Origin of the sequence: Meridianimarinicoccus sp. MJW13, assembly GCF_014901205.1 — a bacterium.
Classification (GTDB): Bacteria; Pseudomonadota; Alphaproteobacteria; order Rhodobacterales; family Rhodobacteraceae; genus Meridianimarinicoccus.
Map to the genome: position 1 here is coordinate 159,410 of NZ_JACNMU010000008.1, position 23,174 is coordinate 182,583.

The window sequence follows — 23,174 nt, forward strand, 5'->3', positions numbered from 1 at the left end:
TCCTTATGACAGGAATGTGGGGGGCAAGACCTGCCGTGACCTGACGCTGACATTACATCGGTGTAATGCGTCGAGACTTAGCCGCGGACGGCCCAAGGGATCGGGGTTGCCTGGGGCCGAACCTTCCCAAACATGATCCGAAGACTGCACCATCCGGTCGATCCCAGGACCTCGGCCACGTCGCGCGGGCGCCAAAGTGCGCGTCAGAAGGATGGCCCGGCGCACACTGGCGTCTCTTCCGGGCGTGGCCGTCGAACGCACGACGGCTTTGCAAGGTCTGCCGGGCCATGCGACCTTCGAGGTGCCCTATTGACCAATCGCCGTCTTTTCAAAAAACTGCTCGAAGCCAGGAGGGCTGGACATAGAGCCAAGATCATCACGTACGCATGGACGACGTCGACGGCTTTTGAAACGCCGCAGCGAGCCGATTGGCGCGTCACCGATGGCGATTTCGACACCGCAGAACGCGCATCCAACATCGATCACCACATATCTCTATGATGCAACGTCCTGCGAAGCTGTGGACGGACTGGCGTCCGGCGCGCCAGGTCAATTCCGATGGATCGATGTGTGTGGGCTCAAGGACGACGTCCGGATCGCAGATCTGGCAACGGATCTGGGTCTGAGCGGCCTGTCCGTCGCCGAGCTTTTCCATCTGGACCAGCGCGCCCAAACAGATGTGGACGGCGATCTGGTGCTGACCGTTCTTAGAATGCCGGTCAGTAGCCAGCCTTTCGTTGCTGACCAGATCTCGCTTGTGCTGGGGCCGGATTTTGTTCTGACCCTCCGCGAGCAGCCGCGCGATTGCCTGGATGCGGTGCGCAAGCGGCTGGCAGGTGGAAAGGGGCGTATCCGCAGTTCCAGCGGCTATCTGTTCTATGCCATCTGTGATGCCATCATCGACAGCTATTTCCCCGTTCTCGAAGCGCAGGGTGATCTGATCGAAGCGATGGAAGAACGCATCCTGCGTGATCCCGAAGACGGGGCCATGCGCGACACGCACCAGATCAAGCGCGATCTGTCGATCCTGCGTCACGCGATCTGGCCGATGCGCGAAGCTCTTGCGGCGCTTCAGCGGGATGACATGCCACAGATCAGCGACCCGCTGTTGCCGTACCTGCGCGATTGTTCGGATCATGCCTTTCAGCTTCTCGACATGGTCGAGGTGTTCCGGGAAACCGCACAGGGGCTTGTGGAACTGCAACTGTCGTCGCTTTCGAACCGAATGAACGCGCACATGAAAGTGCTGACGATGATCGCCACGATTTTCATTCCGATGACCTTCATTGCTGGTGTCTACGGGATGAATTTTGACCGCGCCTCGCCCTACAACCTGCCGGAGCTGGGTTGGCGCTTTGGGTATCTTTTCGCGCTTGCCCTGATGGCTGCGGCAGCGGCCACCATGCTGTTTTTCTTCTGGCGGCTGGGCTGGATTTTCGGTCGTTCCGACGAGGACCGGCGCGGCAGTGGATCCGCGACGGACCCGTCGCGACACTAGGGCCAGCCCCATGCATCCTGCCGCGGAAGATTACAGATTTGTATAGCCGCTGCGAAGTCGTGTTCATCCCCCGCCCCGATATCTGCTCCACAATGCATGAACACGGAGTTTCCCTCATGGCACATCCACAGTCCCCGAAACGACGCACCAAACTGACAGCGGCCCTGCTGACCGCAACCGTGGCATCGACCGGCATGGTTACTCTGGCGCCGACCGCCGCGCTGGCGGTTCCCGCAGGCGGCTATGCCGACCTGATCGAAACGTTCAGCCCCGCCGTCGTCCTTGTCGAAGTCACGTCATCCGCCACCCCCGCCGACGCGGAAGGCGGCATGTCCAACGACGACTTTTTAAAGGAATTCCAGCGCCGGTTCGGGGACACCATGCCCCAGATGCCGCAATCGCCGAATATGCCGGACCGTCAGGGGGTCGGCTCTGGCTTCATCATTTCGGAAGACGGCCTGATCGTCACCAACAACCACGTGATTGCGGGTGCCACAACCGTCACGGTCAAATTCGCGGACGGATCGGAGCACGAGGCCACGATCATCGGGACCGACCCGTTGACCGACATTGCCCTGATCGACATCGACGGCACGGACCTTCCGACCGTGGCGTTCGGCTCGTCCGAGGCGATGCGCGTGGGCGATGAAGTCATCGCCATGGGCAACCCCTTCGGCTTGGGCGGCACCGTGACCACCGGCATCGTTTCCGCCAAGGACCGCGATATCCGCTCTGGCCCGTTCGATGCCTTCATTCAGACCGATGCTGCCATCAACCGGGGCAATTCCGGGGGTCCGCTGTTCAACGACCAGGGGGAGGTGATTGGTGTCAACACCGCGATTTTCTCGCCCAACGGCGCAAGTGCCGGGATCGGCTTTGCCGTGCCGTCGGATCTGGTGTCCACGGTGGTCGCGGATCTTGAGGACGACGGCAAGATCGATCGCGGATGGCTGGGGGTGCAGATCAAGCCGGTCAGCGATGAGGTTGCCTCGGTGCTCGGCCTGAACGCGGGACAGGGCACGATGATTGAAAAGGTCATGGATGATACGCCCGCACAGAAAGCCGGTCTGCAATCGGGCGACATCGTGTTGAGTTTCGATGGCACGAAGATCGAAGAAGCCCGCGATCTGACCCGCGCGGTTGCAGGGACGGCGCCCGAGACGACCTCGAAAATCGAAGTTCTGCGCAAGGGCGAGACCCTGACGCTGGATGTCACCCTGGACAATCGCGCAACTGCTCAGGACGCCTGACCGAAGCCTTGCCGCGCCGCGCGTCCCTCTCAAGGCGCAGCAAGGCCCACACTTCGCGGAAGCCAAAACTGCCCCGGTGCAATTCGCGCCGGGGCAGGATACACGTCAAAAAAATACCAACGACTCGAGGTCCAGACGTGAGCGCTTCCGATACTTCGCCGCCAACAAACCTTTGGGCGCGGATCAAACCGATTGTCCCTTACCTATTGACGGCAGGCTTGTTCGCGCTCGGCACTTTTGCGCTCTACCATCTTCTCAAACCGATCAATTTCCGGGATGTCATGGACCAGGTCCGCGACACGCCCCTGCATGTCATTGTCCTGTCAATCCTCGCGATGTTCACCGGCTATGCCGCGCTGATCGGATATGACTGGTCCGCCTTGCGCTATATCGGCAAGAAGCTTCCGTTCCCGGTCATCATGATGGGCGGGTTCCTGGGCTATGCGCTTGGCAACACCGTCGGGGCAGGCCCGGTTACGGGCGGTGCAGTGCGCTATCGCATCTATTCGTCTTTGGGACTGACCGCATATGACATCGCGGGGATTGCGGTCTTCGGGTCCGCGGCCTTTGGGCTTGGCGCCATGATCATCGGGTTCGGCGCGCTTGCCTATCATCCCTTTGCCTTGCAGTCCCTGACATCCATAAGCCCACATGTCCTGCGTTGGATCGGGATCGCCGCGCTGATCGTCTCGCTGGGGTTGCTGCTGGCGCTGGCGCTGCGGAAGTCTGACATCACGCTGCGCGGCTACAGCTTCCGCACCCCCTCGTTGGGTCTGCTCAGCGGCCAGTTGCTGTTCACGGCGATCGATATCCTGATGGCCGCAACCGTTCTCTATCTTCTGCTGCCGTCCAACGAGATGGGCTTTGCCACCTTCCTGGCGGTTTTCGCGGCGGCGATCTTTGCCGGCGTTGCCAGCCATGTGCCCGGCGGCGTCGGTGTCTTCGAGACCGTTATCCTGACCGCCCTGCCCGACTCGGTGCCCGTCGATCAGGCGGCTGCCGGATTGCTGCTCTACCGCCTGATCTATTATCTTGTGCCCTTCGGCCTCGCGCTGATCCTGCTGGCGCTGTCCGAACTGCGCATGGCCAGTTCCAAGCCTCCGTCGCCCCGGATGCAGGCGCTTGCACCGGTCTTTGGCGCTGTCACCTCCATCGTGCCGCTGGCCATGGCGGCGATGATCTTTGCCTCGGGCATCTTCATGCTCTTCTCGGCGGTCATTCCGGCCGCCAGCGAGGTTGCCAGAGACCTTGAGCTTCTCCTGCCACTGGGCCTTCTGGAAGGCGGCGCCCTGTTGTCCAGCGCGATCGGGGCCGCCCTTCTGATCATTGCGCATGGCATGCTGCGTCGGATCGAGGGCGCTTATTGGCTTGCGGTCGGCGCGCTGATGGCGGGGATCGTGGCGTCGCTGCTGCATGGGCTCGACTATCAGCGGGCCCTGATCCTGTCCCTGATGGTGCTTGTGCTGCTGCCCTGCCGCCGCGAATTCTATCGCAGCGCGCGGTTGACACGAAATCCGCTGTCGCTTCGCTGGGTTTTGCTGTTGGGGTCGATCGTCCTGGCCGCGGCTGCGGTCTATTTCTTTGCCCACAAGGCGACGCCCTACAGTCATGAATTGTGGTGGCAGTTTGCCGAAGACGATTCCGCACCGCGTGCCATCCGCGCTGGTCTGGTCGGCGCGCTTCTGATCGGCCTGTTCGCACTCGTGACGGCCCTGCGACCACCGAAGGTCCTGGCCGATCTGGCAACTGCAGATCAACTGGAACAGGCGCGGGCCGTCATTGCGCAGCAGCCGAACCCGGATGCCAACTTTGCCCTGACCGGGGATAAATCCTTGCTGTTTTCCGACAGCGGCCGGTCGTTCCTGATGTACCGGGTTCAGGCTCGGTCGTGGATCACGCTGGGCGATCCCGTCGGAGATCCCGATGAGGTGGCGCAGCTGGCCTGGGAGTTTGTCGACGCCGCCAATGCCGCAAATGCGCGGCCGGTGTTCTACGAAGTCGCGGCGGACAATCTGGCGCTTTGGGCCGAGATGGGCCTCGCCATGCACAAGATGGGCGAAGAGGCGGTGGTGCCCCTGGCCAACTTCTCGCTGGAGGGCAGCCACCGCAAGAAGTTGCGCACGGCCCACAATCGCGCGGGCCGCAACGGGCTCAGCTTCGAAGTGTTGGCTGCGCCGGTAGATGACGCCACCCTGGAGGTGCTGCGCGACATTTCGGATCAATGGCTGGTCGACAAGCACAGTTCGGAAAAGCAGTTCTCGGTCGGCCGGTTCGATCGCGACTACCTGCGTCAGTTCCCGATTGCCATCGTGCGCCACGAATCCCGCATCGTGGCCTTTGCCAATGTCCTGACGACCGAAGCCAAGGAAACCGCGACCATCGACCTGATGCGGCACGTGGACGATGCGCCGTCGGGCTTGATGGACTACCTGTTTACCGAGTTGATGCTGCACCTGAAAGAACACGGGTTTGCCGGGTTCAGCCTTGGAATGGCCCCCCTCGCCGGCCTTGAAACGCGCCGTGGCAGCCGTTGGACGATGAAGCTGGGCGCATTGGTCTACCGTCACGGCGGGCATTTCTACAACTTCGATGGCTTGCGGAACTTCAAGAACAAGTTCGATCCAATGTGGGAGCCCCGCTTTCTGGTCGCCCCGCCGCGGGCCAATGTCCTGCTCATCGCAACGGACGCTGCGGCGTTGATTGCGGGCGGCATGCGCAAGGTGGTGGCGACCGGCTGACACGGGTCGTCCCGGCCATGGTGACAATCGTACGGATCGACATCGCGGCAGTCACGGAAGCCGCCGGCGGGCCGTTTGCGACCTGTCGTCCGGCCTCCGGTGCCTTGTGCCCATCGCCGGCCCCTCAGCCACTGATGGGCATTGCACTGTCGGTCACTGCTGCGGCGTCAGGCCGTCGTACATGGCATGAAGAAACCGGTCTGCCATGGCGGGGCTGAAAGCAAATTGCCGCCCGATCAATCCTCCCTCCTGCACCCCTTCTTCGGCTTCGTGGATCACCTGATCTTCCTTGATCGTCACCATGATGCGAAGCTGATCCAGTGTCTCGGGATCGACGGCCGTAGGATCGTCCGAGAGGATCACAAAGTCGGCAAGCTTTCCCACTTCGATCGAGCCCTTGTCTGCTTCCTCGAACTGCTGCCAGGCTGGCCAGAGCGTCAGCGCCTTCAGGGCGGTCATGACATCGACCCGTTGCGCCGGGCCAAGAATGTCGCCCGACCGCGTCCGCCGCGTCACCGTGGCATCCAGGATCCGCATGCTGTCGGGGAAGGCCACCGGCGCGTCATGGTGCGAGCCGAACATCATCCCGCGCTCGACCACCCATCCCGTCGGCGAGATGTTGTCGGCATTGACCGGACCGACGGTATGGTCGCGATGCCAGTCTCCCCAGTAGAACGTGTGCATTGGAAACAGCGATGGAAACACGCCGAGGGCCTTGTAGGCATCGATCTGGTCCTCGCGCAGGAATTGCCCGTGGATCAGCACCGGTCGGTTGCCCGGATCGCCGTAGTCCGCCTGGGCGGCCCCGAGAGCCGCGATCAGCATGTCAGAGGCCCCTTCACCATTGGCATGGGTGATGATCTGAAATCCGTTCTCGTAGCACCAGTTCACCGCGTCCTGGACCTGCTCCATTGTCACGGAAGCGTAGCCCGCATAACCGGGTGGGTAGTCTCCCACCGGATCGTAGTAGGGCCTGTCCCTGAGCGCGGTGAAGCCCTGCGGAGACCCGTCGATGGTCAGCTTGCAGCCGCCCACCCGCACGTTGCCGGTATAGTCCTTCGACGTGTGCGCGGCGATGTAGTCCCTGTCTTCAAGCACGTCCGGATAGGCAATGACATCCACAGGCAGCCCCCCCTCCGCATCCACGGCCTTGAGAACTTCCACGATCCCGCCGGAAGAGCGCCCCTCCTGCGCGGTCGTATATCCGTAGCTTGCCCAGAGTTTCGAGCCGGAGCGTGCGAAGGCCGCAATGCCCTCTGGTCCCAGGCGCGCCATCATCGGGATGATCACGGTGAAAAAGGCATATTCTTCGAGCACGCCATTCGGCTCCCCACGCGCGTCGCGCTGAATGACCCCGCCCGGAGGGTTTTCAGAGTCCGCGCTGAGCCCCGCAAGTTCGAGCGCCTTGGAGTTGGCGACCCCAAGATGTCCCGACTGGTGCACGATCACGACCGGCAGCTCTGTCGAGACGGCGTCGAGGTCGTCCCGCGTCGGGTGTCGCAACTCGGCCAGTTGCGCGTTGTCGTAGCCGAAACCGACAATCATGTTCACCCTGTCGACGGCCTTGGCATTGTCTTCTGCCCACTGGCGAAGCGTATCCTGCAGGCTGGCAATGTCCCTGACCTCGCCGTCCGGCGGCGCAAGAAGATTGGCAGAGAGCGCCTGAAGACCGCCCATGACAACGTGTCCGTGGCTGTCGACAAATCCCGGCAGCATGGCGCGTCCGTTCAGGTCGAAAACGTCTGTTCCGTCGCCCTGATACGCGATGAGGTCCGCCAGGGATCCAACGGCCATGATCCTTCCATCCTTGACCGCAACGGCTTCGGTTGTCGGTTGTGCGTCATCGATCGTAAGGATCGGCCCGCCGGTATAGATCGTGTCGGCAATGTCCTGGGCCGAAACGATAGTCGGATACGCGAGTACGCTTGCGAGCGTCCCAAGACGCAGGGTTGTCATCAACATCATCAGTTCTCCTCGTCCGGGACAGGCCGCGGGGATGTCTTCGGGCAACGTCCATTTCGTGCAGTCTTGCATGAAAATCTCGGGAAAACACGCTTGGCGCGGGTCAGGCAAAACACCCCACGGCGTGCGCCCCCCGGTACGAGACTTGCACCGTTCGCCTGACGAACCGTTGCCAGGACATCGTCGTGGGGATCCTGACCCGCAGGGTCAATGGCACCCAAGAGTTGCAACACCATCCCCGGCGGCTTTTACGGTGAGACGGCGCTACCTTTTGACAAGGCCGCGACGACGCCAAGGATGGTGTTGCGGCCTGGTCGCGGGCGAGACCCATGGACCCATCGAGAAAAAGACTGTGACGGGAAAGAACCGTGGACGGATAGGGTGATCGCCGCCACCGACGTCGCCGACCTGCGCCGTCGTGGCGATCACACGGTCGCAATACCTGAATCGGAAATGTATTTATTCCAGGCAAAGCAAGCTTCATTGTCATTCCCGCCACACACCATTTCTCCCACCCGGTAATATCGGCATCAACCCCTACATCAAAGGCGACCTCCCCTTCCTCAATGACTCGCGAATTGGCGCGCCCGAACCTTGGCGAATGTGGGTTTGAGGCAACTGTACGTGGTATTCTGAGGTCTTGGCTTTCTGGCGACACCCGCCGCGATGGCACAGCCCGGTCCGATGACGTCTTACATCGCGGGGCCTCAAGCGCTCCAGCCCGGCTCAGAAGTCTATAAAAGGATGGGTATCTGGCTTGCGTGCTGTCGCGGGGGGCCCACCGCACGGGCGGCTGATGACGGACGCGGCCCGGGTTGGCAGGACAGGCAACCAGACGGGCAGCGATTGAATTAAAATCTCCCGGCAACAATACCTTGGAGCGAAGGAACGACAACCCTGGCCTGCGCCTGCCCCCCACGTTCCGGATATGGACCGCTCACTCAAGCAGGCAGGATGTTGATCAGGGCTATGCTTGATCTGAGCCGCCTCTGATCGGGTCCACACGCGCCACCGCTTGTGTCCCTATGCCAGTGTTTCCGGCAATACCAGCGGCTCACCGGGAGCTGGGATGCCGTTCGTCACACCAGTCAAAGTCGCCGTTGCGGACGCCAAAACGCGTGGATAAAGAGAAATAATAGATATCTGATTTATTGGTTTTCCTGCCCGCGCAATAACCTGTGAATTTTTCGCCTTCCGCCAAACACCTGCCCAATCTTGATCGATCCATGCGTTAATAATTTCTCACATTTTTGTAATGACCCATAGCCCCAAGTGTATTCTCTGCGGACATTCACAACAATGCAGGGGTAAAGACGATGGCAGATCCTATTGTAATCGATCCCGGAACACCCTTTGACGACACCGTCCTTGGCCTCAGAAATGATGATCTTCTTGCGGGCGGTGCTGGCAGCGATCGGGTTGCGGGCAAACGCGGCGATGATGTTCTGGTCTATGATGTTGAACTGAACGAAGGGTTCAGGGATCTGTATGACGGCGGCATCGGCTATGACACGCTGCGGCTGGAAATGACTGGCGACACATGGCTCGATCCGGATGTTCAGGCTGAAATTGCCGCCTATTACGCCTTTCTGGACGATCAGACGGCAGGCGGCACCACCGATGCCGACAAGACCTTCTTCACCTTCTCATGCTTTGACCTGCGCGTCACCCGAATGGAAAACCTTGAGATCCTGGTCGATGGCGTGCCGTCGGACGACTGGACGCCACTGCCGGCTAGTTTCGGCTTCGTGCTGGCCGGGATCAACGCGGGCGACTACGCCGGTATTTCGGTTTCCTCGGCAGGGGACGTCAACGGGGATGGCATCGACGACATCCTGATCGGAGGCCGCTACGCCGCAGGCACCGGCGAAGCCTATGTGATCTTCGGCAAGAACACGGGCTCAGAAGGGGACTTCACCACTTCGATCGATCTGGCCTCGCTTGGGGCCGGCGATGGCAGCACCGGCTTTGTTCTGACCGGGATCGATGCCGGTGACTTCGCGGGCATTTCCGTTGCTTCCGCCGGGGATGTGAACGGGGATGGCATCGACGACATGGTGATCGGGGCCCATGGCGCCGACCAATCCAGCGCCTACGATGCCGGAGAAAGCTATGTGGTCTTCGGCAAGGACACCGCCGTCGCGGGCGATTTCGCGGCCTCGATAGATCTGGGCAGTCTGGATGGCACCACGGGTTTCGTTGTGACCGGACTCCTCTACACCGACTACAGCGGTTGGTCTGTTGCCTCGGCCGGGGATGTGAACGGTGACGGTATCGATGACATCCTGATCGGGGCTTTCGGGGCCGATCAGGCCGGTACTTTCAACGCAGGTGGGGCATATATTGTCTTCGGCAAGGACACCGCTGTTGAGGGTGATTTTGCCGCTTCCATGGATCTTGCCAGCCTGAATGGCAGCAACGGTTTTGCGCTGACCGGGATCGATGCCTTCGACTATACCGGCTATTCGGTCGCCGCCGCCGGAGATATCAACGGCGACGGCATCGATGACATCCTGATCGGATCCACGTCCGCCGACCGGCCGGGCACGCTCAGTTCGGGCGAAACCTATGTTGTTTTCGGCAAGGACACCGCCGTCGCGGGCAACTTCGCCGCCTCGATCGATCTGGCGTCTTTTGCAGCGGGCGACGGCAGCACCGGCTTCGTTCTGACCGGGATCGACAGCTATGACTACAGCGGCGTGTCTGTTGCTGCCGCCGGCGATGTGAACGGCGACGGTTTCGATGACATCGTGATCGGGGCCTACGGAGGCGATACCGCCGGCACCCAGAATGTGGGCGAGACCTATGTGGTGTTTGGCAAGGACACCAGCGTGACGGGTGATTTCGCGGCCTCTATCGATCTGGCCAATCTCGATGGCAGCATGGGCTTCGTGCTGACCGGGGTAGATGCAGAAGATGAGAGCGGGATCTCCGTAGCCTCTGCCGGGGATGTGAACGGCGATGGCATCGATGACATCCTGATCGGCGGCTACCGGGCCGACCAGACGACCGGGGTTGATGCTGGCGAAAGCTACCTGGTCTTTGGCAAGGACACGGGGTTTGCTGCCTCGGTGGATCTGGCCAGTCTGAATGGCGCGGACGGGTTCGTGTTCAAGGGGATCGGTGCCGGAGACTACAGCGGGTATTCCGTGGCCGCAGCCGGAGATGTGAACGGTGACGGCATCGACGACATCCTGATCGGTGCCGGCCAGGCCGACACGGCAGCCGGCGCCGATACCGGTGAAAGCTATCTGGTGTTCGGCGGGACCACCTTGCTGGCTGCTTTCGATGCGGCAGATGGGGTCAGCGATGGCGCCATCGACCTGGCGTTGATCGGCACGGACCCGATGGCCTTCGTCTGACCGGTCTGGCCCCGGCGCACATCCGGGGCCAGACACACGGTTGCATTTGGCCGAGGTGACGCAGGGGGGGAAGCTGCCGCACAGTTTTGCTGCATGGTGGGATTTCTGGTGCGCCGGACCCCGGACGCTCACACACAGCGGCTTTGGTGGTTCGTATCCGGGATAAGCCCGGTCAAGGCGCCACTGCCCCCGGTTTCTGGGCGCATTCCACAAAGACCCTCAGCTTGCAGTCCTTGCAAATATCATCGTCGGCGGCCGCAACCGCGACACTGATCGCTTCGCCCTTGTTGTTGTGGAGATTGCCTTTCCCCAGTTCATCAAAGACATGCAATCGCTTCAATATTCGCAGCGAAGGCGCGTTGGTCGTGAAGATATGGAAATCCGCCCCTGCCTTTCGCGCCCGTCGTATTTCTTTCAGCAGCAGGCCGGCCCCTGACAGGTCGATCTTCCACAACCCCTTCAAGCCCATAAGCTTGGTCTTCGGCACCGGGCTGGCGGCTTCCGCATTTCGGAACTGCTGCTCTACATTTTCGACAGAGGCAAAGAACAGCGGGCCGTCCACCCGGATCACCGAGATTTGCGGACATTCGGGCAAGCCATAGGTTGCCGCGTTCTTGAACACCCGTCTGCCGTTGATGGTGGTCGGCGAACCCACAGCCACGATGGGATGGGCGCTGTCATAAAGAAAGACGCACAGCGACGTGATAACGCCAACGACGATGGCAAGGTCGAGTTCGGTAAAGATCCCGGTCAGGAAAGTGGCCGCCAGAATTGCCGTTTCGCTCCGGTTGGAAGTCAGCACATGACGAATTTCGCCGAAGTTGATCAGCCTGTAGGACACGAACAGGATCACCCCCGCCATGGCCGGGACAGGCACGTATTCCAGGTACGGGGCCAACACCCATAGCAGGACAACCAGAAATCCGGCCGCGAAGATCGTGGAAACAGGCGTCTGCGCGCCCGCATCCGCGTTGAGGCCAGACCGCGTAAACGAGCCCGAACCGGCATAGCATTGAAAGAAAGAGCCAACCGCGTTGGACAGCCCCTGCCCCACCATCTCCTGGCTGGAATCATAGGGTTCATCCCGACGCAGCGCAAAGGATCGACCGATGGAGATCGCTTCAAGGAGACCCACGAAGGCGACCGTGGCGGCAACGGGCAGAAGTTCTGCAAGCAGCGCGAACGACATGTCCGGTGCGCCGATGCTTGGCACGATGGACCCCAGCGGGGCGAACATCGCCACCCCCTGTGCCGGTGCGTTCAACAGCCAGGCCACGCCCGACCCAACGGCCAGCGCGATGATATAAGACGGTATCTTCTTGCTGAACTTCGACAGCGCGATCAGCGTCAGGATCGTCGCCCCCGAAATGATCACGGCGGTGGCGTTGATCTGGCCGACATGCGCGCCCACGTGAAGCAGGCGTTCGAAAACGCCCCCACCGCCACCCTTTTCAAGGCCAAGTGCACCGCCGATCTGGCTGGCCGCGATCAACAGGGCCGCAGCGGCGGTAAATCCGATCAGAACCGAATGGGAGATGAAGGAAATCAACCCGCCCAGCTTGAACACGCCCGCGATGATCTGGATCACCCCGACCATCAGCGTAAGCGTGAAAACCATGGCGATATAGGTCTCGGTCCCCGGGGCCGCGAATTGCGACATGGACGCAAAGATCACCGCAGATATCGCTGTGGTCGGGCCGGAAACCATGATCATCGACGATCCCCAGATCCCGGCGATCAAGGCAACGACGACGGCCGTGAACAGGCCGAATTCCGGGGGCAGCCCCGCAATGATGGCAAAGGCCACACCCTGCGGCAGAACGATTGCCGCATTGGTCAGACCGGCAATCGCATCGGCCTTGAGCGTGTCACCATTGACCACCCAAAACCATGGGCGGACGGGGCTCAGTGATGAAAGCAATGCGGTCAGCCGATGGTGCATAAGGGGGTCCCGAACTGGTGCGACAGGCGTTTCAAGCCAGAAGGATCAGCCTTTCTGTCGATCCCGATCTGCCGCAAGCGCGGCTGACAGGTCTGCTTCGGTGGGAAATCCGATGATGACCCCAGCCTTCGCTTCGCCCAGGTCCGCCCCGCGTCTTTCGATCTCGGCATCGGACATGGTCGTGCGCTGGCTGGTGCGCCGGGTCCATTGAAAGAACAACTTTTGCAGCCGCTCACATTCTTCCGCATGTTCGGGTTTGCCGCCAAGGTCGTTGAACTCCTCCGGGTCGGCCTCCAGATCGTACAACATCGGGCGGAACCCTTCGGCAAAGATGTATTTCCAGCGCCCATCGAACAGCATTGTCAGCTTGGCTTCGGAAACCCCGACCCCAAGGCGGCGGCGGGCCTGGCGGAAGGAATAGTCGTACTCCGACACGACGAAATCCCGCACCGAGGCACATGAGCCGTGCATCATCGGCCGCAGGGATTTGCCTTCGATGATGTGGCTGACCTCCTGTCCACCGAAGTAGTCGAGGATTGTGGGCACCACGTCGATCGCCTCGACCAGGGCGTCAGACACCGTGCCGCGCGTCGCGTCGGCCTCTGCGCTGGGGTCCACCACGATCAGCGGGATACGCGCGGACGGATCGTGAAACAGTTCCTTTTCACCCATCCAGTGATCGCCCAGGTAATCGCCGTGGTCGGAGGTGAAGACAATCATCGTCTCGTCGGTCAGGCCCTGCGCCTCTAGAAAGGCCATCAGCTCGCCCATCTGATCGTCGATCTGCTTGATCAGCCCCATGTAGGCCCCGATGACCTTGGTGCGGGTGGTCGCATTGGTAAAGGCCTTCGACACCCGCTCTTCCATGAAGGCGCCGAACACGGGGTGCGGGTCGTTTCGTTCCGCGTCGCTGCGCAGCACGGGCATGTGCGTTTCGGGCGGGTACATGTCGTGATAGGGTGCCGGCACAATATAGGGCCAATGAGGCTTGATATAGCTCAGGTGGAGGCACCAGGGGCTGTCGCCGGCCTCGCGGATGAAATCCATCGCGCGGCGGGTGATATAGGGGGTTTCGCTTTCCTCGTCGGCGGCGCGCGCCTTGAGGTCGGAATTGTCAAGGAACCAGCCACTGAGGATGTTGCCGTCTTCATCCTCTCCGCTGTTGGCCACAGAGTCCCAGGGGTTTTCATCCTCCCAGCCACGGTCCTTCATGTATTGATCGTAGTTCTTGTTGCGCTTGCCATAGCTGGTGCTGGGATGCAGCCCGTCGTCGCGCTCGTAGGGTTCGAACCCGCACTCCGAGACCAGGGCACCGATGGTGCTGTCGGGCGCGAGACCAAGGCGTTTCATCCCGTCCGCATCAGCGGTCATATGGGTCTTGCCGCAAAGCGCCGTGCGAACTCCCAGGGGGCGCAAGTGATCGCCCAGGGTCATCTCGCCGACCTTGAGCGGCACGTTGTTCCATGTGGACCCGTGCGAGCTGACATACCGCCCGGTGTAGAACGACATCCGGCTTGGCCCACAGATGGTGGATTGCACGTACGCACGATCAAAGCGCACGCCGCGTTTGGCCAAGGCGTCAATGTGCGGTGTCTCGATGCCTGGATGCCCCGCACAGGACAGGTAGTCCCACCGAAGCTGATCACACATGATAAAGAGCACGTTTTTTGACATGGGACTATCCGGGTCAGAAAGTTGAAGGGGAGCAGGCAAATGGCCGGGGCCGCAGAGACCCCGGCCGTCCAGATCAGCCTTTGGCGGCTTCCGGGATCTCTACGCCCAACTCGGTAAGCGCGCGCAGGGCGCCGGGGTGCAGTTCCAGGTTGATATCCTGCACGGCACCTTGCGGCGTGATGGCCCGCATCCAGGGCGAACTTTGCCCGGCTTCTTGCACGCCGGCATAGAACGCCTTGGTCATCCGATAGATCATCTCTTCATCAGCGTCCTTGTTCGTCACGATGCCCACGGTGACGCCCAGGGTGGTGACGTCGCCTTCGTTGATTTGATTTTCCCCGTAAGCGCCCGCCGGCAGCGTGGCCGCGCTGAAGCCCGGACGGCCCACTAGTGCCTGCACGCCTTCGCTTTCCAGCGCTTCTGCGGGAATGCCAAGGAAGCGGATTTCATTGGTCACGGCGATCTGCGTCAAGGCCGGGCTTGGGGCGTTGGTCGGGTTGCAATAGACGTCGATGTTGCCGTCCTGGAAGGCAGCGGCAGCGGCGTCCCAGCCCAGGGTGACGGCTTCGTAGTCCGTTCCCGCCTCAAGACCTGCGACCGCTTTGAACAGCCGCTCCATCGTGGTGTAGGCCGCACCGCCCGGAGGTCCAAGGAAGACGCGCTTGCCAGCAATCTGGTCTATGGATGTAATGCCGGACGAGCCATAGACGGCGATGTGATAGACCCCCATCGGGAAGTTCAGCACCGTGCGCAGGTTGTTGACCAGTTCGGGGGCTTGATCGATCTTTTCGTACATCGCGGCCTGGCGACGCATCAAGGAGTGGATGACGGGCGAGGACATGCAGAAATCGCTGCGGCCCATGGCGACTTCCAGAACGTGACGTGTTGCGGCGCCAGTGGCGTTCAGCTGGATTTCATAGTCCGGCAGCGCGCCGTTCACGATGTTCACAAAGGTCGTCATCACAAGGTTCGGGCTTGTGCCCGGCCCCAGCGTGGACATGCGCAGCAGTTCCTTGGCAAAGGCCACACGGGGCATCGCGGCGAATGCGGCGGCTCCTGCGGCAGTGCCCAGCAGCGACCGGCGGGTCAGGGATACATTGTTCATGGGTAGTTCCTCCTCTGGATTAGGACTTTTCGGGTGTCAGGAAATTGCCGAAGCGGACAGCGGACCAAAGTGCCAGCGTGGCTGCGACGGCAATCCACGAAACAAGGGGTCCAAAGAACAACAGGGCAAAGGCCAGGGCAAGGCCGATCGGCGCATAACGTGCCTTGCCCTTGCCCGGATAGCAGGCGCGCGAGATGTGCAGCACCGCAAGGGTTACAAACAGGATGGACTGTGCCGACTCCATCAGCGGGTAGCCCGTGCCAAGCAGCATCGCGGGCTGGTAGATGAAGGCGAAGGGGATGACGAAGCCAGGCAGGGCCAGCCGGGATGCTTCCACCGCCGTGCGCATCGCCCCGGCTCCGGCAATGGGCGCTGCCGCGAATGCTGCAAGTGCAACCGGTGGAGTGACGGCGGACAACACACCGAAATACAGGACGAACATATGGGTGTGAATGATCGGCACACCAAGTTTCTGCAGGGCCGGCCCCATGACAAGCACGATGATCAGATAGGCGGGCACCGTCGGCATTCCCATGCCAAGAAGCAAGCAGGCCAGTGCCATCAGCAACAGCGACACCACCAGTTGTCCGTCGGCATAGCTTGCCACCAAGGAGGCAAACCGCAGCCCGACACCGGTCAGGTTCAGAATGCCGATGATGATGCCCACGGCGCCCACGATCACCACCAGCTGCGCCGAGATCATGCCAGCCGAACGAATGAACGTGAGCCAGGATTGCAGGTCCACCAGCAGGCTGGGTTTCAGCGCGAAGCCAAACACGATGGCAAAGGCGACACCGATAAATCCGGCATAGGCTGGGGACGACCCTCCGACCATGGCCACGACGATTGCGGTCAGGGACAGCATGAAGACGATGATCTGCGCCACTTCACGCCAGCCGAAACTCAGCTTGGGCTGTTCGGAGGTGTCGAGGTCCATGTCGCGCGCAGCGCTGGAGGTCGCCATGAACAGACCCGCGTAATACAGGATCGCAGGAACAGCGGCCGCGACACAGATCGTCAGATACGGTTCGCCCGTGATGTCGGCCATGATGAACGCGACCGCACCCATGATGGGCGGGGTAATCTGACCCCCACTTGAGGCCGCGGCCTCGACGGCGCCCGCGAAATGCGCCTTGAAACCGCGCTTCTTGATCAGCGGGATCGTGATGACCCCGGTGCCCACGACATTGGCCACGGCACTGCCCGAGATTGTTCCGAACAAGCCGCTGGCAATGGTGGCCGCTGCAGCGGGACCCGAGCGCACCCGGCCCGTGGCAGCCAGCGCCAGCTTTACCAGCACCTTGTCAATCGTCAGAAATTCCAGGATGGCGCCGAAGATGATGAAGATGAGGATCGTCGACACAACGGTGGCCATGGGACGCCCGAACACACCGTCGAAAGAATACCAAAGGACCTGGATCAGTTCCTCTGACGTCATCCCGGCATGACGCATGAAGCCGGGCGCATACTGCCCGAAGGCGCCATAGATCAGCACCACGGCTGCAACGCCCGCCATGACCATTCCGACCGACCTGCGTGTAAGGTCGATCACGGCAATCAGCCCCAGGACGCCCAGCCAGATATCCGTGGAGGTCAGAAAATAGAGCCCGGTCTCGATCTCGGCTGCGGCGCGAAAATACTGAAAGACCGCGATGCTCAGGAAACCGGCGGTGACAAGCGCCAGCACCTTTCCCATGGGGCTGTCGCTGCTGTCGATCTGTGCCAGCAGGATCAGCAGACCGCCGACCAGCAACATGCCGACCCGCAGATAGGATTCGCTGAACACGCCAAATACAGAGACGTAGAAAACAACGGCAATAACCAAACCGGACAATGCCAGGTTCAGTCCGGTAACTGATTTTGAAAGCACGCTTTGCATCGGTTTCCTCTTCCTCTGAATGCGGTGACGAAAAACGTTTCCGCCCACGACGCTCCGTCATGAAGGACTAGACAGGAAACTGGATCCAGTCGAACATGCGTTTCACTAGGTGGAATGCCATGACCAAGTTCAACCGCTCTGTCGAGCGCAGCATGAAAATACTCGAAGTCGTTTCCGGTAGTGGCGTGACTTCATTGGCTTTTCTGGCGGATCAAACTGGTCTGCCAAAACCCACGATCCTGAGAATCTGTGCCACTCTGGTCCATCAAAGGTGGCTTACACAAAGCCGAAGTGACGGCCGATACAGGATTGGTTCACGCTTTCCTCGCCTGGGCACTGCCCCCGATTCGATTGATGCCCTGGTCGAAGCAGGCAGTTCGGAAATCGTTCGTCTGTCCGAAGCAACCGGATTGGGCGTAGACTTGGCGGCAGGGATCGGAAATGGACGTGTCGAGATCGTCGACACCACCAGAACCTTCTCCGACCATGGCATCTTTCCTGACTGTATCGGCTATCGCCCGTCGCCATTCCGCTCGGCCCTGGGGTGTGCGTTCCTTGCGGCCCATGATGCCGACGCAAGGGCAGACTTCTCTGCCAAACTGGCTGTGAACACCAAGGGAAAAGACCGCGAGGCCGCACTGAGCCTGCCCGGAAAACTCAAGGAGATCCGGGCAAAAGGGTTTGCCACAAGGGAGTTCGGCTATTGGGGGCGTGCGGTGGATTACGGCGGCATTCCCAGTGCGATCGGCGTTGCCATCCGTGCCGAGGGGCGCGTCATTGGCGCCGTTAGTCTGATATGGCTTGCCGAAAAGCATCGCGTCGATGAGATCGCCTCGGCGCATTTGAAACAGCTGACATCGGCAGCAGTTGCCATCGGCAGGCAATTCGAATCCAACGTCCGCCTTCCGGACGGAGCAGCCTCCTAGGTCGCCATACAGGGGCTTGTCTAGTCAGCCAGGCCTGATTCTTGCCGTCGGATTGCCCCTTCGGAAAGACAAGCGACCGCCCGTGCGGCTGGCCAGTTTTGAGAAATCGTGCTTCTGGCGCGGCCAACAGCGCGCGCAGACCACCGGGGACGACAAACCGGATGGCGTCACGCAATCGCCATCCTTGGTCAGGACCGCGGCTCAGACCTTTGTGACTACCTTGTCCAGTTCGTCATGCAGCCGCGCCATCATGTCGTGCAGCTGATCCCTCTCGGCAGGTGAGAACGCACTCAGGATCACAGCCTCCAACGCAAGTGCCTCGGGCACGATTCGCTGAAAGACCTCACGCCCGGCTTGGGTCAGTTCGATTTCGACCAGCCGGTGATCCGAATCGCAGGTGGATTTTCGCAGAAGTCCGGCCTGTTCGAGCTTGGCAACCGCGCGGCTGACGCTCGGCTTTTCCAGATCGACACTGTCATGGATTTCACGGACCGACATCTTTTCACGGCGCGCGACATGCGCCAGCACCCGCCATTCGGGCGTCGAAAGACCGTATTTCTCACCATAGACTTTCGCCAGAACCTTGGTCGTGCGCGATGCCAATACGGACAGTTTGTAAGGCAAGAATTCAGACAGGTTGAAGTCGTCTGCGGTCATGTGATCCGGCCCCCTTTATTTCGTTGCAAATGAAATGACCTTGACTCAGCCTCCCACAGAATGGTATTCGTTGCAAGTGAAACGATTTTAAGAGTGCAAACAGCAGCAGAGACTTCGAACCACAGGACCGGAAGTAAAATGTTTCAGGGCAGCCACTTGCAAGGTCTACTTCACGCACATGCGGCGGACATTCTTTCTGAGAATTCCGCCAACCGAAGGAAGCCAGGCCACCCTGATTGTCGTGTCCCCTTTGAATGGAGAACCCTATGAAGATCGAACAAATCCACCACGTCGCCTACCGTTGCAAGGACGCAAAAGAGACCGTCGAATGGTACGGCAAGATGCTCAACATGGACTTCGTTCTGGCCATTGCCGAGGACAAGGTGCCGTCCACGCATGAGCCTGACCCCTACATGCACCTGTTCCTGGACGCAGGAAACGGCAACGTCCTGGCGTTCTTCGAACTGCCGACAAAGGCGGAAATGGGCCGCGACCCGAACACGCCTGAATGGGTTCAGCACATCGCCTTCAAGGTCAAGGATCGCGACACGCTGATCGAATTCAAAGAACATCTGGAGGCCAACGGGGTCGAGGTTCTCGGCATCACCGACCATTCGATGTTCCACTCGATCTATTTCTTCGATCCGAGCGGCCACCGGGTCGAATTGGCCTGTCCCGATCCCGAAGAAGAAGCCATGCTCGCACGCATGGATGAGGTGAAATGGGATATGCTTGAAGAGTGGTCCCAGACCAAACGCGCTCCGAAGCATGCAGATTGGCTGCACGCAAAAGAGCTCAAGAAAGACGCCTGAACCGGCCAGAACGCACCGAAGATCGATTCGGTGCGTTCGCCCCCAATGCAAGGAGACGCGCGATGAACAACCCGGATACCAACCCCATGATTCAGGCCGATGGCGGGCTGACAAACCCCGGCTACATGCCCGGTTTTGGCAACGACTTCGAGACCGAGGCACTGCCCGGCGCTTTGCCGCAAGGCATGAATTCGCCCCAGAAATGCAACTATGGCCTGTATGGGGAACAGCTGTCCGGCACTGCCTTCACCGATGTGCGTCCCGAACGGACCTGGTGCTATCGCATCCGTCCGTCGGTCAAGCACTCGCACCGCTACGAAAAGATCGACCTGCCCCATTTCCGGTCGGCTCCGGATATCCACCCGGATGTGACCTCGCTGGGTCAGTACCGCTGGGATCCGATCCCGCATACAGACGAGCCGCTGACGTGGCTGACCGGCATGCGGACGATGACCACGGCAGGCGATGTGAACACCCAGGTGGGCATGGCAACGCACGTCTATCTGGTGACCGAATCCATGAAGGACGCGTATTTCTTCTCGGCCGACAGCGAAATGCTGGTGGTTCCGCAGGAAGGCCGCCTGCGTTTTGCGACAGAGCTGGGGATCATTGATCTTGAACCCAAGGAAATCGCGATCATCCCCCGCGGCCTCGTCTACAGGGTCGAAGTGATCGACGGCCCCGCGCGCGGCTTCGTGTGCGAGAACTACGGCCAGAAATTCGAACTGCCGGGCCGTGGCCCGATCGGCGCCAACTGCATGGCCAACCCGCGCGATTTCAAGGCGCCCGTCGCGGCCTATGAAGACCGTGAAGTGCCGTCGACCCTGACCGTGAAATGGTGCGGCCAGTTCCATGAAACCAAGATTGGTCAAAGCCCGCTGGACGTGGTGGCGTGGCACGGCAACTACGCGCCCTACAAATACGATCTGCGCAACTACTGCCCGGTCGGCGCGATCCTGTTCGACCACCCGGACCCGTCCATCTTCACCGTTCTGACCGCGCCCTCGGGCCAGCCCGGCACGGCCAATATCGACTTCGTTCTGTTCCGCGAACGCTGGATGGTGATGGAAGATACGTTCCGCCCGCCGTGGTACCACAAGAACATCATGTCCGAGCTGATGGGCAACATCTACGGCGAATACGATGCCAAGCCGCAGGGTTTCGTGCCCGGCGGGATCAGCCTGCACAACATGATGCTGCCCCACGGTCCTGACCGCGAAGCGTTCGAAAAGGCTTCCAACGCCAATCTCGGCCCCGACAAGCTGGACAACACCATGTCCTTCATGTTCGAGACCCGCTTCCCGCAGCAACTGACACAGTTCGCGGGCAAGGACGCCCCGCTGCAGGACGACTACATCGACTGCTGGGCGGACATGGAGAAGAAGTTCGACGGCACGCCGGGCAAGAAGTGACGGCGATGCTGACGCTCTATTCCTATTGGCGCTCGACCACATCCTACCGGGTGCGGGTGGCGCTGAACCTCAAGGGGCTGTCCTATCGGACAGTCCCGGTGGACCTTGTCGCCGGCGCGCAACACGCGCCGGACTATGTGGCCTTGAACCCTATCAAGGGCGTGCCGACGCTGGTGCTGGAGGACGGCACCGCGCTGACCCAATCACTGGCGATCCTGGACTATCTGGATCAAATCGCGCCCGACCCTGCCTTGTTGCCGGACGACCCGGTGCTGCGGGCCAGGGTGCAGGCGGCGGCACAGGTCATCGCGACGGACATTCATCCGGTCAACAACCTCAAACTCGTGAACCGCCTGAAGTCCGAATACGGGTTGAGCGCCGATCAAGGCGTGGAATGGATGCGTCACTGGATGACACAAGGGTTGCACGCCTATCAGGCGCTGCTGCCCGAAGGCCCCGCCTACAGCTTTTCGGACACTCCGTTGCTGTGCGACATCTGCCTTGTCACCCAGCTTTACAATGCCCATCGCTGGGGTGTCGACCTGACGCCCTTTGCCCGTCTGCTCCAGATCGAAGAGCAGGCCCTGAAATTGCCGGCATTTGATGCCGCGCGCCCTGAAAACCAGCCCGACGCCACCTGAAGGACACCTCATGACACAGCTACTCCGCTCCTGGGTCGATAGTGCAAATTCGCCCGACACCGACTTCCCGCTCAACAACCTGCCCTATGGCGCCTTCCGCGTTTCGGGCGGCGACCTGCATGCAGGCGTTGCCATCGGGGATCACATCCTTGATGTAACGGCTCTGGAACAGGCCGGCATGCTCGACCTGCCGCAAGGTGATGTGTTTGCCCATGGCACATGGAATGACTTCATGGCGCTTGGCGCTGATGTCTGGAACAGCTTCCGGGCCTATCTGTCCAAGGCGCTGGCCGAAGGTGCCTCGCAGCAAGCCGATCTTGAAGGGCATCTTGTGGCGATGGCCGATGCCACGCTGGAAATGCCCTTCAGCGTCACCGAGTTCACTGATTTCTACGCAGGCCGCCATCACGCGTTCAACGTCGGCTGCCTGTTCCGCGATCCGGCCAATGCCCTGCCGCCCAACTGGCTGCACATCCCGATCGGCTATAACGGCCGCGCGTCCTCGGTTGTGGTCAGCGGCACGGACGTCACCCGCCCCAACGGCCAGCTGAAAGCGCCGGACATGGACATGCCGGTGTTCGAGGCCTCAAAGCGTTTCGACCTGGAACTGGAAATGGGTGCCATTGTCGGCAAACCGTCCAAGGGCCGCGTTTCGGTGCAAGAGGCCGACGACATGATCTTCGGTTATGTGCTGCTGAACGACTGGTCCGCACGCGACATTCAGGCGTGGGAGTATGTGCCGCTCGGTCCGTTCCAGGCCAAGGCGACGGCGACGACCATCAGCCCCTGGATTGTGACCAAAGCCGCACTTGAACCCTTCCGCGCCTCGACCCCGCCGCGCGAAAAGGAACTGCTGCCCTATCTCAAGGAACCCGGACCGATGCTCTATGACATCGATCTTGAGGTCGGCCTCGCCCCCGAGGGCAAGTCGGAAACGATCCTGTCGCGCACGAACTACAGCGTGATGTATTACTCTGCGGCCCAGCAACTGACCCATCACACCACCAGCGGCTGCCCGATGCGGGTTGGCGATCTGCTGGGATCGGGCACGATTTCGGGCCCGGAAAAGGAAAACCGCGGCAGTCTTCTGGAACTCAGCTGGGGCGGGAAAGAGCCGCTGACCCTGGACACCGGAGAGACGCGGACCTTCCTGGAAGACGGTGACACCCTGACCCTGCGCGGCGTCGCCAAGGGCGACGGGTACCGGATCGGGTTTGGTGAGTGCGCAGGCACCTTGCGCCCCGCACCCGCCCTCGATTGAACGACACGACCGTCGCAGCCCGACTGCGGCGGTCACCTTCCGGACGGGACCGCAG

15 protein-coding genes are annotated in these 23,174 nt (G+C 61.0%); 9 read left to right on the forward strand and 6 right to left on the reverse strand.

What is annotated here, in order from left to right:
- Window positions 1–442 precede the first annotated feature (442 nt).
- The 3 genes from corA (at window position 443) to mprF (ending at window position 5,486) form a co-directional block, all read left to right on the forward strand.
- Entirely contained in the window at window positions 443–1,498 is a 1,056-nt protein-coding gene (gene corA, locus H8B03_RS15460; RefSeq protein ID WP_193142784.1) for a magnesium/cobalt transporter CorA, read from the forward strand.
- Window positions 1,499–1,614: 116 nt separating this feature from the next.
- Complete coding sequence (locus tag H8B03_RS15465) at window positions 1,615–2,748, forward strand: S1C family serine protease (protein WP_193142785.1); 1,134 nt, start codon at window positions 1,615–1,617, stop codon at window positions 2,746–2,748.
- Window positions 2,749–2,885: 137 nt separating this feature from the next.
- Window positions 2,886–5,486 carry a bifunctional lysylphosphatidylglycerol flippase/synthetase MprF gene (gene mprF / locus H8B03_RS15470; protein ID WP_193142786.1) on the forward strand — a complete coding sequence of 867 codons (2,601 nt, stop codon included), beginning with the start codon at window positions 2,886–2,888 and terminating at the stop codon, window positions 5,484–5,486.
- Between the two features lie 153 nt (window positions 5,487–5,639).
- Here the strand turns inward: mprF and H8B03_RS15475 are convergent, their stop codons facing one another.
- Window positions 5,640–7,496, reverse strand: a complete 1,857-nt coding sequence (locus tag H8B03_RS15475; protein WP_319022492.1) for an amidohydrolase — start codon at window positions 7,494–7,496, stop codon at window positions 5,640–5,642.
- Window positions 7,497–8,764: 1,268 nt separating this feature from the next.
- Between H8B03_RS15475 and H8B03_RS15480 the strand changes: the two genes are divergently transcribed.
- Complete coding sequence (locus tag H8B03_RS15480; RefSeq protein WP_193142787.1) at window positions 8,765–10,810, forward strand: integrin alpha; 2,046 nt, start codon at window positions 8,765–8,767, stop codon at window positions 10,808–10,810.
- Between the two features lie 172 nt (window positions 10,811–10,982).
- Here the strand turns inward: H8B03_RS15480 and H8B03_RS15485 are convergent, their stop codons facing one another.
- From H8B03_RS15485 to H8B03_RS15500, 4 genes are all read right to left on the reverse strand, one after another.
- On the reverse strand, window positions 10,983–12,692 hold the full coding sequence (locus tag H8B03_RS15485; protein WP_319022493.1) for a SulP family inorganic anion transporter: 1,710 nt from the start codon (window positions 12,690–12,692) through the stop codon (window positions 10,983–10,985).
- Between the two features lie 105 nt (window positions 12,693–12,797).
- Window positions 12,798–14,426, reverse strand: a complete 1,629-nt coding sequence (locus tag H8B03_RS15490) for an alkaline phosphatase family protein (protein ID WP_193142789.1) — start codon at window positions 14,424–14,426, stop codon at window positions 12,798–12,800.
- A 73-nt stretch (window positions 14,427–14,499) separates the two neighbouring features.
- Entirely contained in the window at window positions 14,500–15,531 is a 1,032-nt protein-coding gene (locus tag H8B03_RS15495; RefSeq protein WP_193142790.1) for a TAXI family TRAP transporter solute-binding subunit, read from the reverse strand.
- A gap of 19 nt (window positions 15,532–15,550) precedes the next feature.
- A complete protein-coding gene (locus H8B03_RS15500) occupies window positions 15,551–17,317 on the reverse strand; it encodes a TRAP transporter permease (RefSeq protein WP_394355481.1) in 1,767 nt (588 codons plus the stop codon).
- A 212-nt stretch (window positions 17,318–17,529) separates the two neighbouring features.
- On the opposite strand from H8B03_RS15500, the gene H8B03_RS15505 reads away from it, so the two are divergent.
- On the forward strand, window positions 17,530–18,336 hold the full coding sequence (locus H8B03_RS15505; protein ID WP_193142792.1) for an IclR family transcriptional regulator: 807 nt from the start codon (window positions 17,530–17,532) through the stop codon (window positions 18,334–18,336).
- 201 nt (window positions 18,337–18,537) lie between these two features.
- Here H8B03_RS15505 and H8B03_RS15510 read toward each other — a convergent pair whose 3' ends face one another.
- On the reverse strand, window positions 18,538–18,993 hold the full coding sequence (locus H8B03_RS15510) for a MarR family winged helix-turn-helix transcriptional regulator (RefSeq protein ID WP_193142793.1): 456 nt from the start codon (window positions 18,991–18,993) through the stop codon (window positions 18,538–18,540).
- A 266-nt stretch (window positions 18,994–19,259) separates the two neighbouring features.
- Between H8B03_RS15510 and H8B03_RS15515 the strand changes: the two genes are divergently transcribed.
- The 4 genes from H8B03_RS15515 (at window position 19,260) to fahA (ending at window position 23,119) form a co-directional block, all read left to right on the forward strand.
- Window positions 19,260–19,805 (forward strand): VOC family protein, encoded by a 546-nt coding sequence (locus H8B03_RS15515; protein WP_193142794.1) that lies wholly within the window; start codon window positions 19,260–19,262, stop codon window positions 19,803–19,805.
- A gap of 62 nt (window positions 19,806–19,867) precedes the next feature.
- A complete protein-coding gene (gene hmgA / locus H8B03_RS15520; RefSeq protein WP_193142795.1) occupies window positions 19,868–21,217 on the forward strand; it encodes a homogentisate 1,2-dioxygenase in 1,350 nt (449 codons plus the stop codon).
- Between the two features lie 5 nt (window positions 21,218–21,222).
- Window positions 21,223–21,858 (forward strand): maleylacetoacetate isomerase, encoded by a 636-nt coding sequence (gene maiA / locus H8B03_RS15525; RefSeq protein ID WP_193142796.1) that lies wholly within the window; start codon window positions 21,223–21,225, stop codon window positions 21,856–21,858.
- A gap of 10 nt (window positions 21,859–21,868) precedes the next feature.
- A complete protein-coding gene (fahA, locus tag H8B03_RS15530; RefSeq protein ID WP_193142797.1) occupies window positions 21,869–23,119 on the forward strand; it encodes a fumarylacetoacetase in 1,251 nt (416 codons plus the stop codon).
- Window positions 23,120–23,174: the final 55 nt, after the last annotated feature.

Bases quoted from the DNA above. Each gene is read 5' to 3' on its own strand.
- H8B03_RS15510 (WP_193142793.1), bottom strand. From the start codon at position 18,993: ATGACCGCAGACGACTTCAACCTGTCTGAATTCTTGCCTTACAAACTG.
- H8B03_RS15480 (WP_193142787.1), top strand. From the start codon at position 8,765: ATGGCAGATCCTATTGTAATCGATCCCGGAACACCCTTTGACGACACC.
- H8B03_RS15490 (WP_193142789.1), bottom strand. From the start codon at position 14,426: ATGTCAAAAAACGTGCTCTTTATCATGTGTGATCAGCTTCGGTGGGAC.
- H8B03_RS15465 (WP_193142785.1), top strand. From the start codon at position 1,615: ATGGCACATCCACAGTCCCCGAAACGACGCACCAAACTGACAGCGGCC.
- H8B03_RS15515 (WP_193142794.1), top strand. From the start codon at position 19,260: ATGAAGATCGAACAAATCCACCACGTCGCCTACCGTTGCAAGGACGCA.
- fahA (WP_193142797.1), top strand. From the start codon at position 21,869: ATGACACAGCTACTCCGCTCCTGGGTCGATAGTGCAAATTCGCCCGAC.
- corA (WP_193142784.1), top strand. From the start codon at position 443: ATGGCGATTTCGACACCGCAGAACGCGCATCCAACATCGATCACCACA.
- H8B03_RS15505 (WP_193142792.1), top strand. From the start codon at position 17,530: ATGACCAAGTTCAACCGCTCTGTCGAGCGCAGCATGAAAATACTCGAA.
- hmgA (WP_193142795.1), top strand. From the start codon at position 19,868: ATGAACAACCCGGATACCAACCCCATGATTCAGGCCGATGGCGGGCTG.
- maiA (WP_193142796.1), top strand. From the start codon at position 21,223: ATGCTGACGCTCTATTCCTATTGGCGCTCGACCACATCCTACCGGGTG.
- H8B03_RS15495 (WP_193142790.1), bottom strand. From the start codon at position 15,531: ATGAACAATGTATCCCTGACCCGCCGGTCGCTGCTGGGCACTGCCGCA.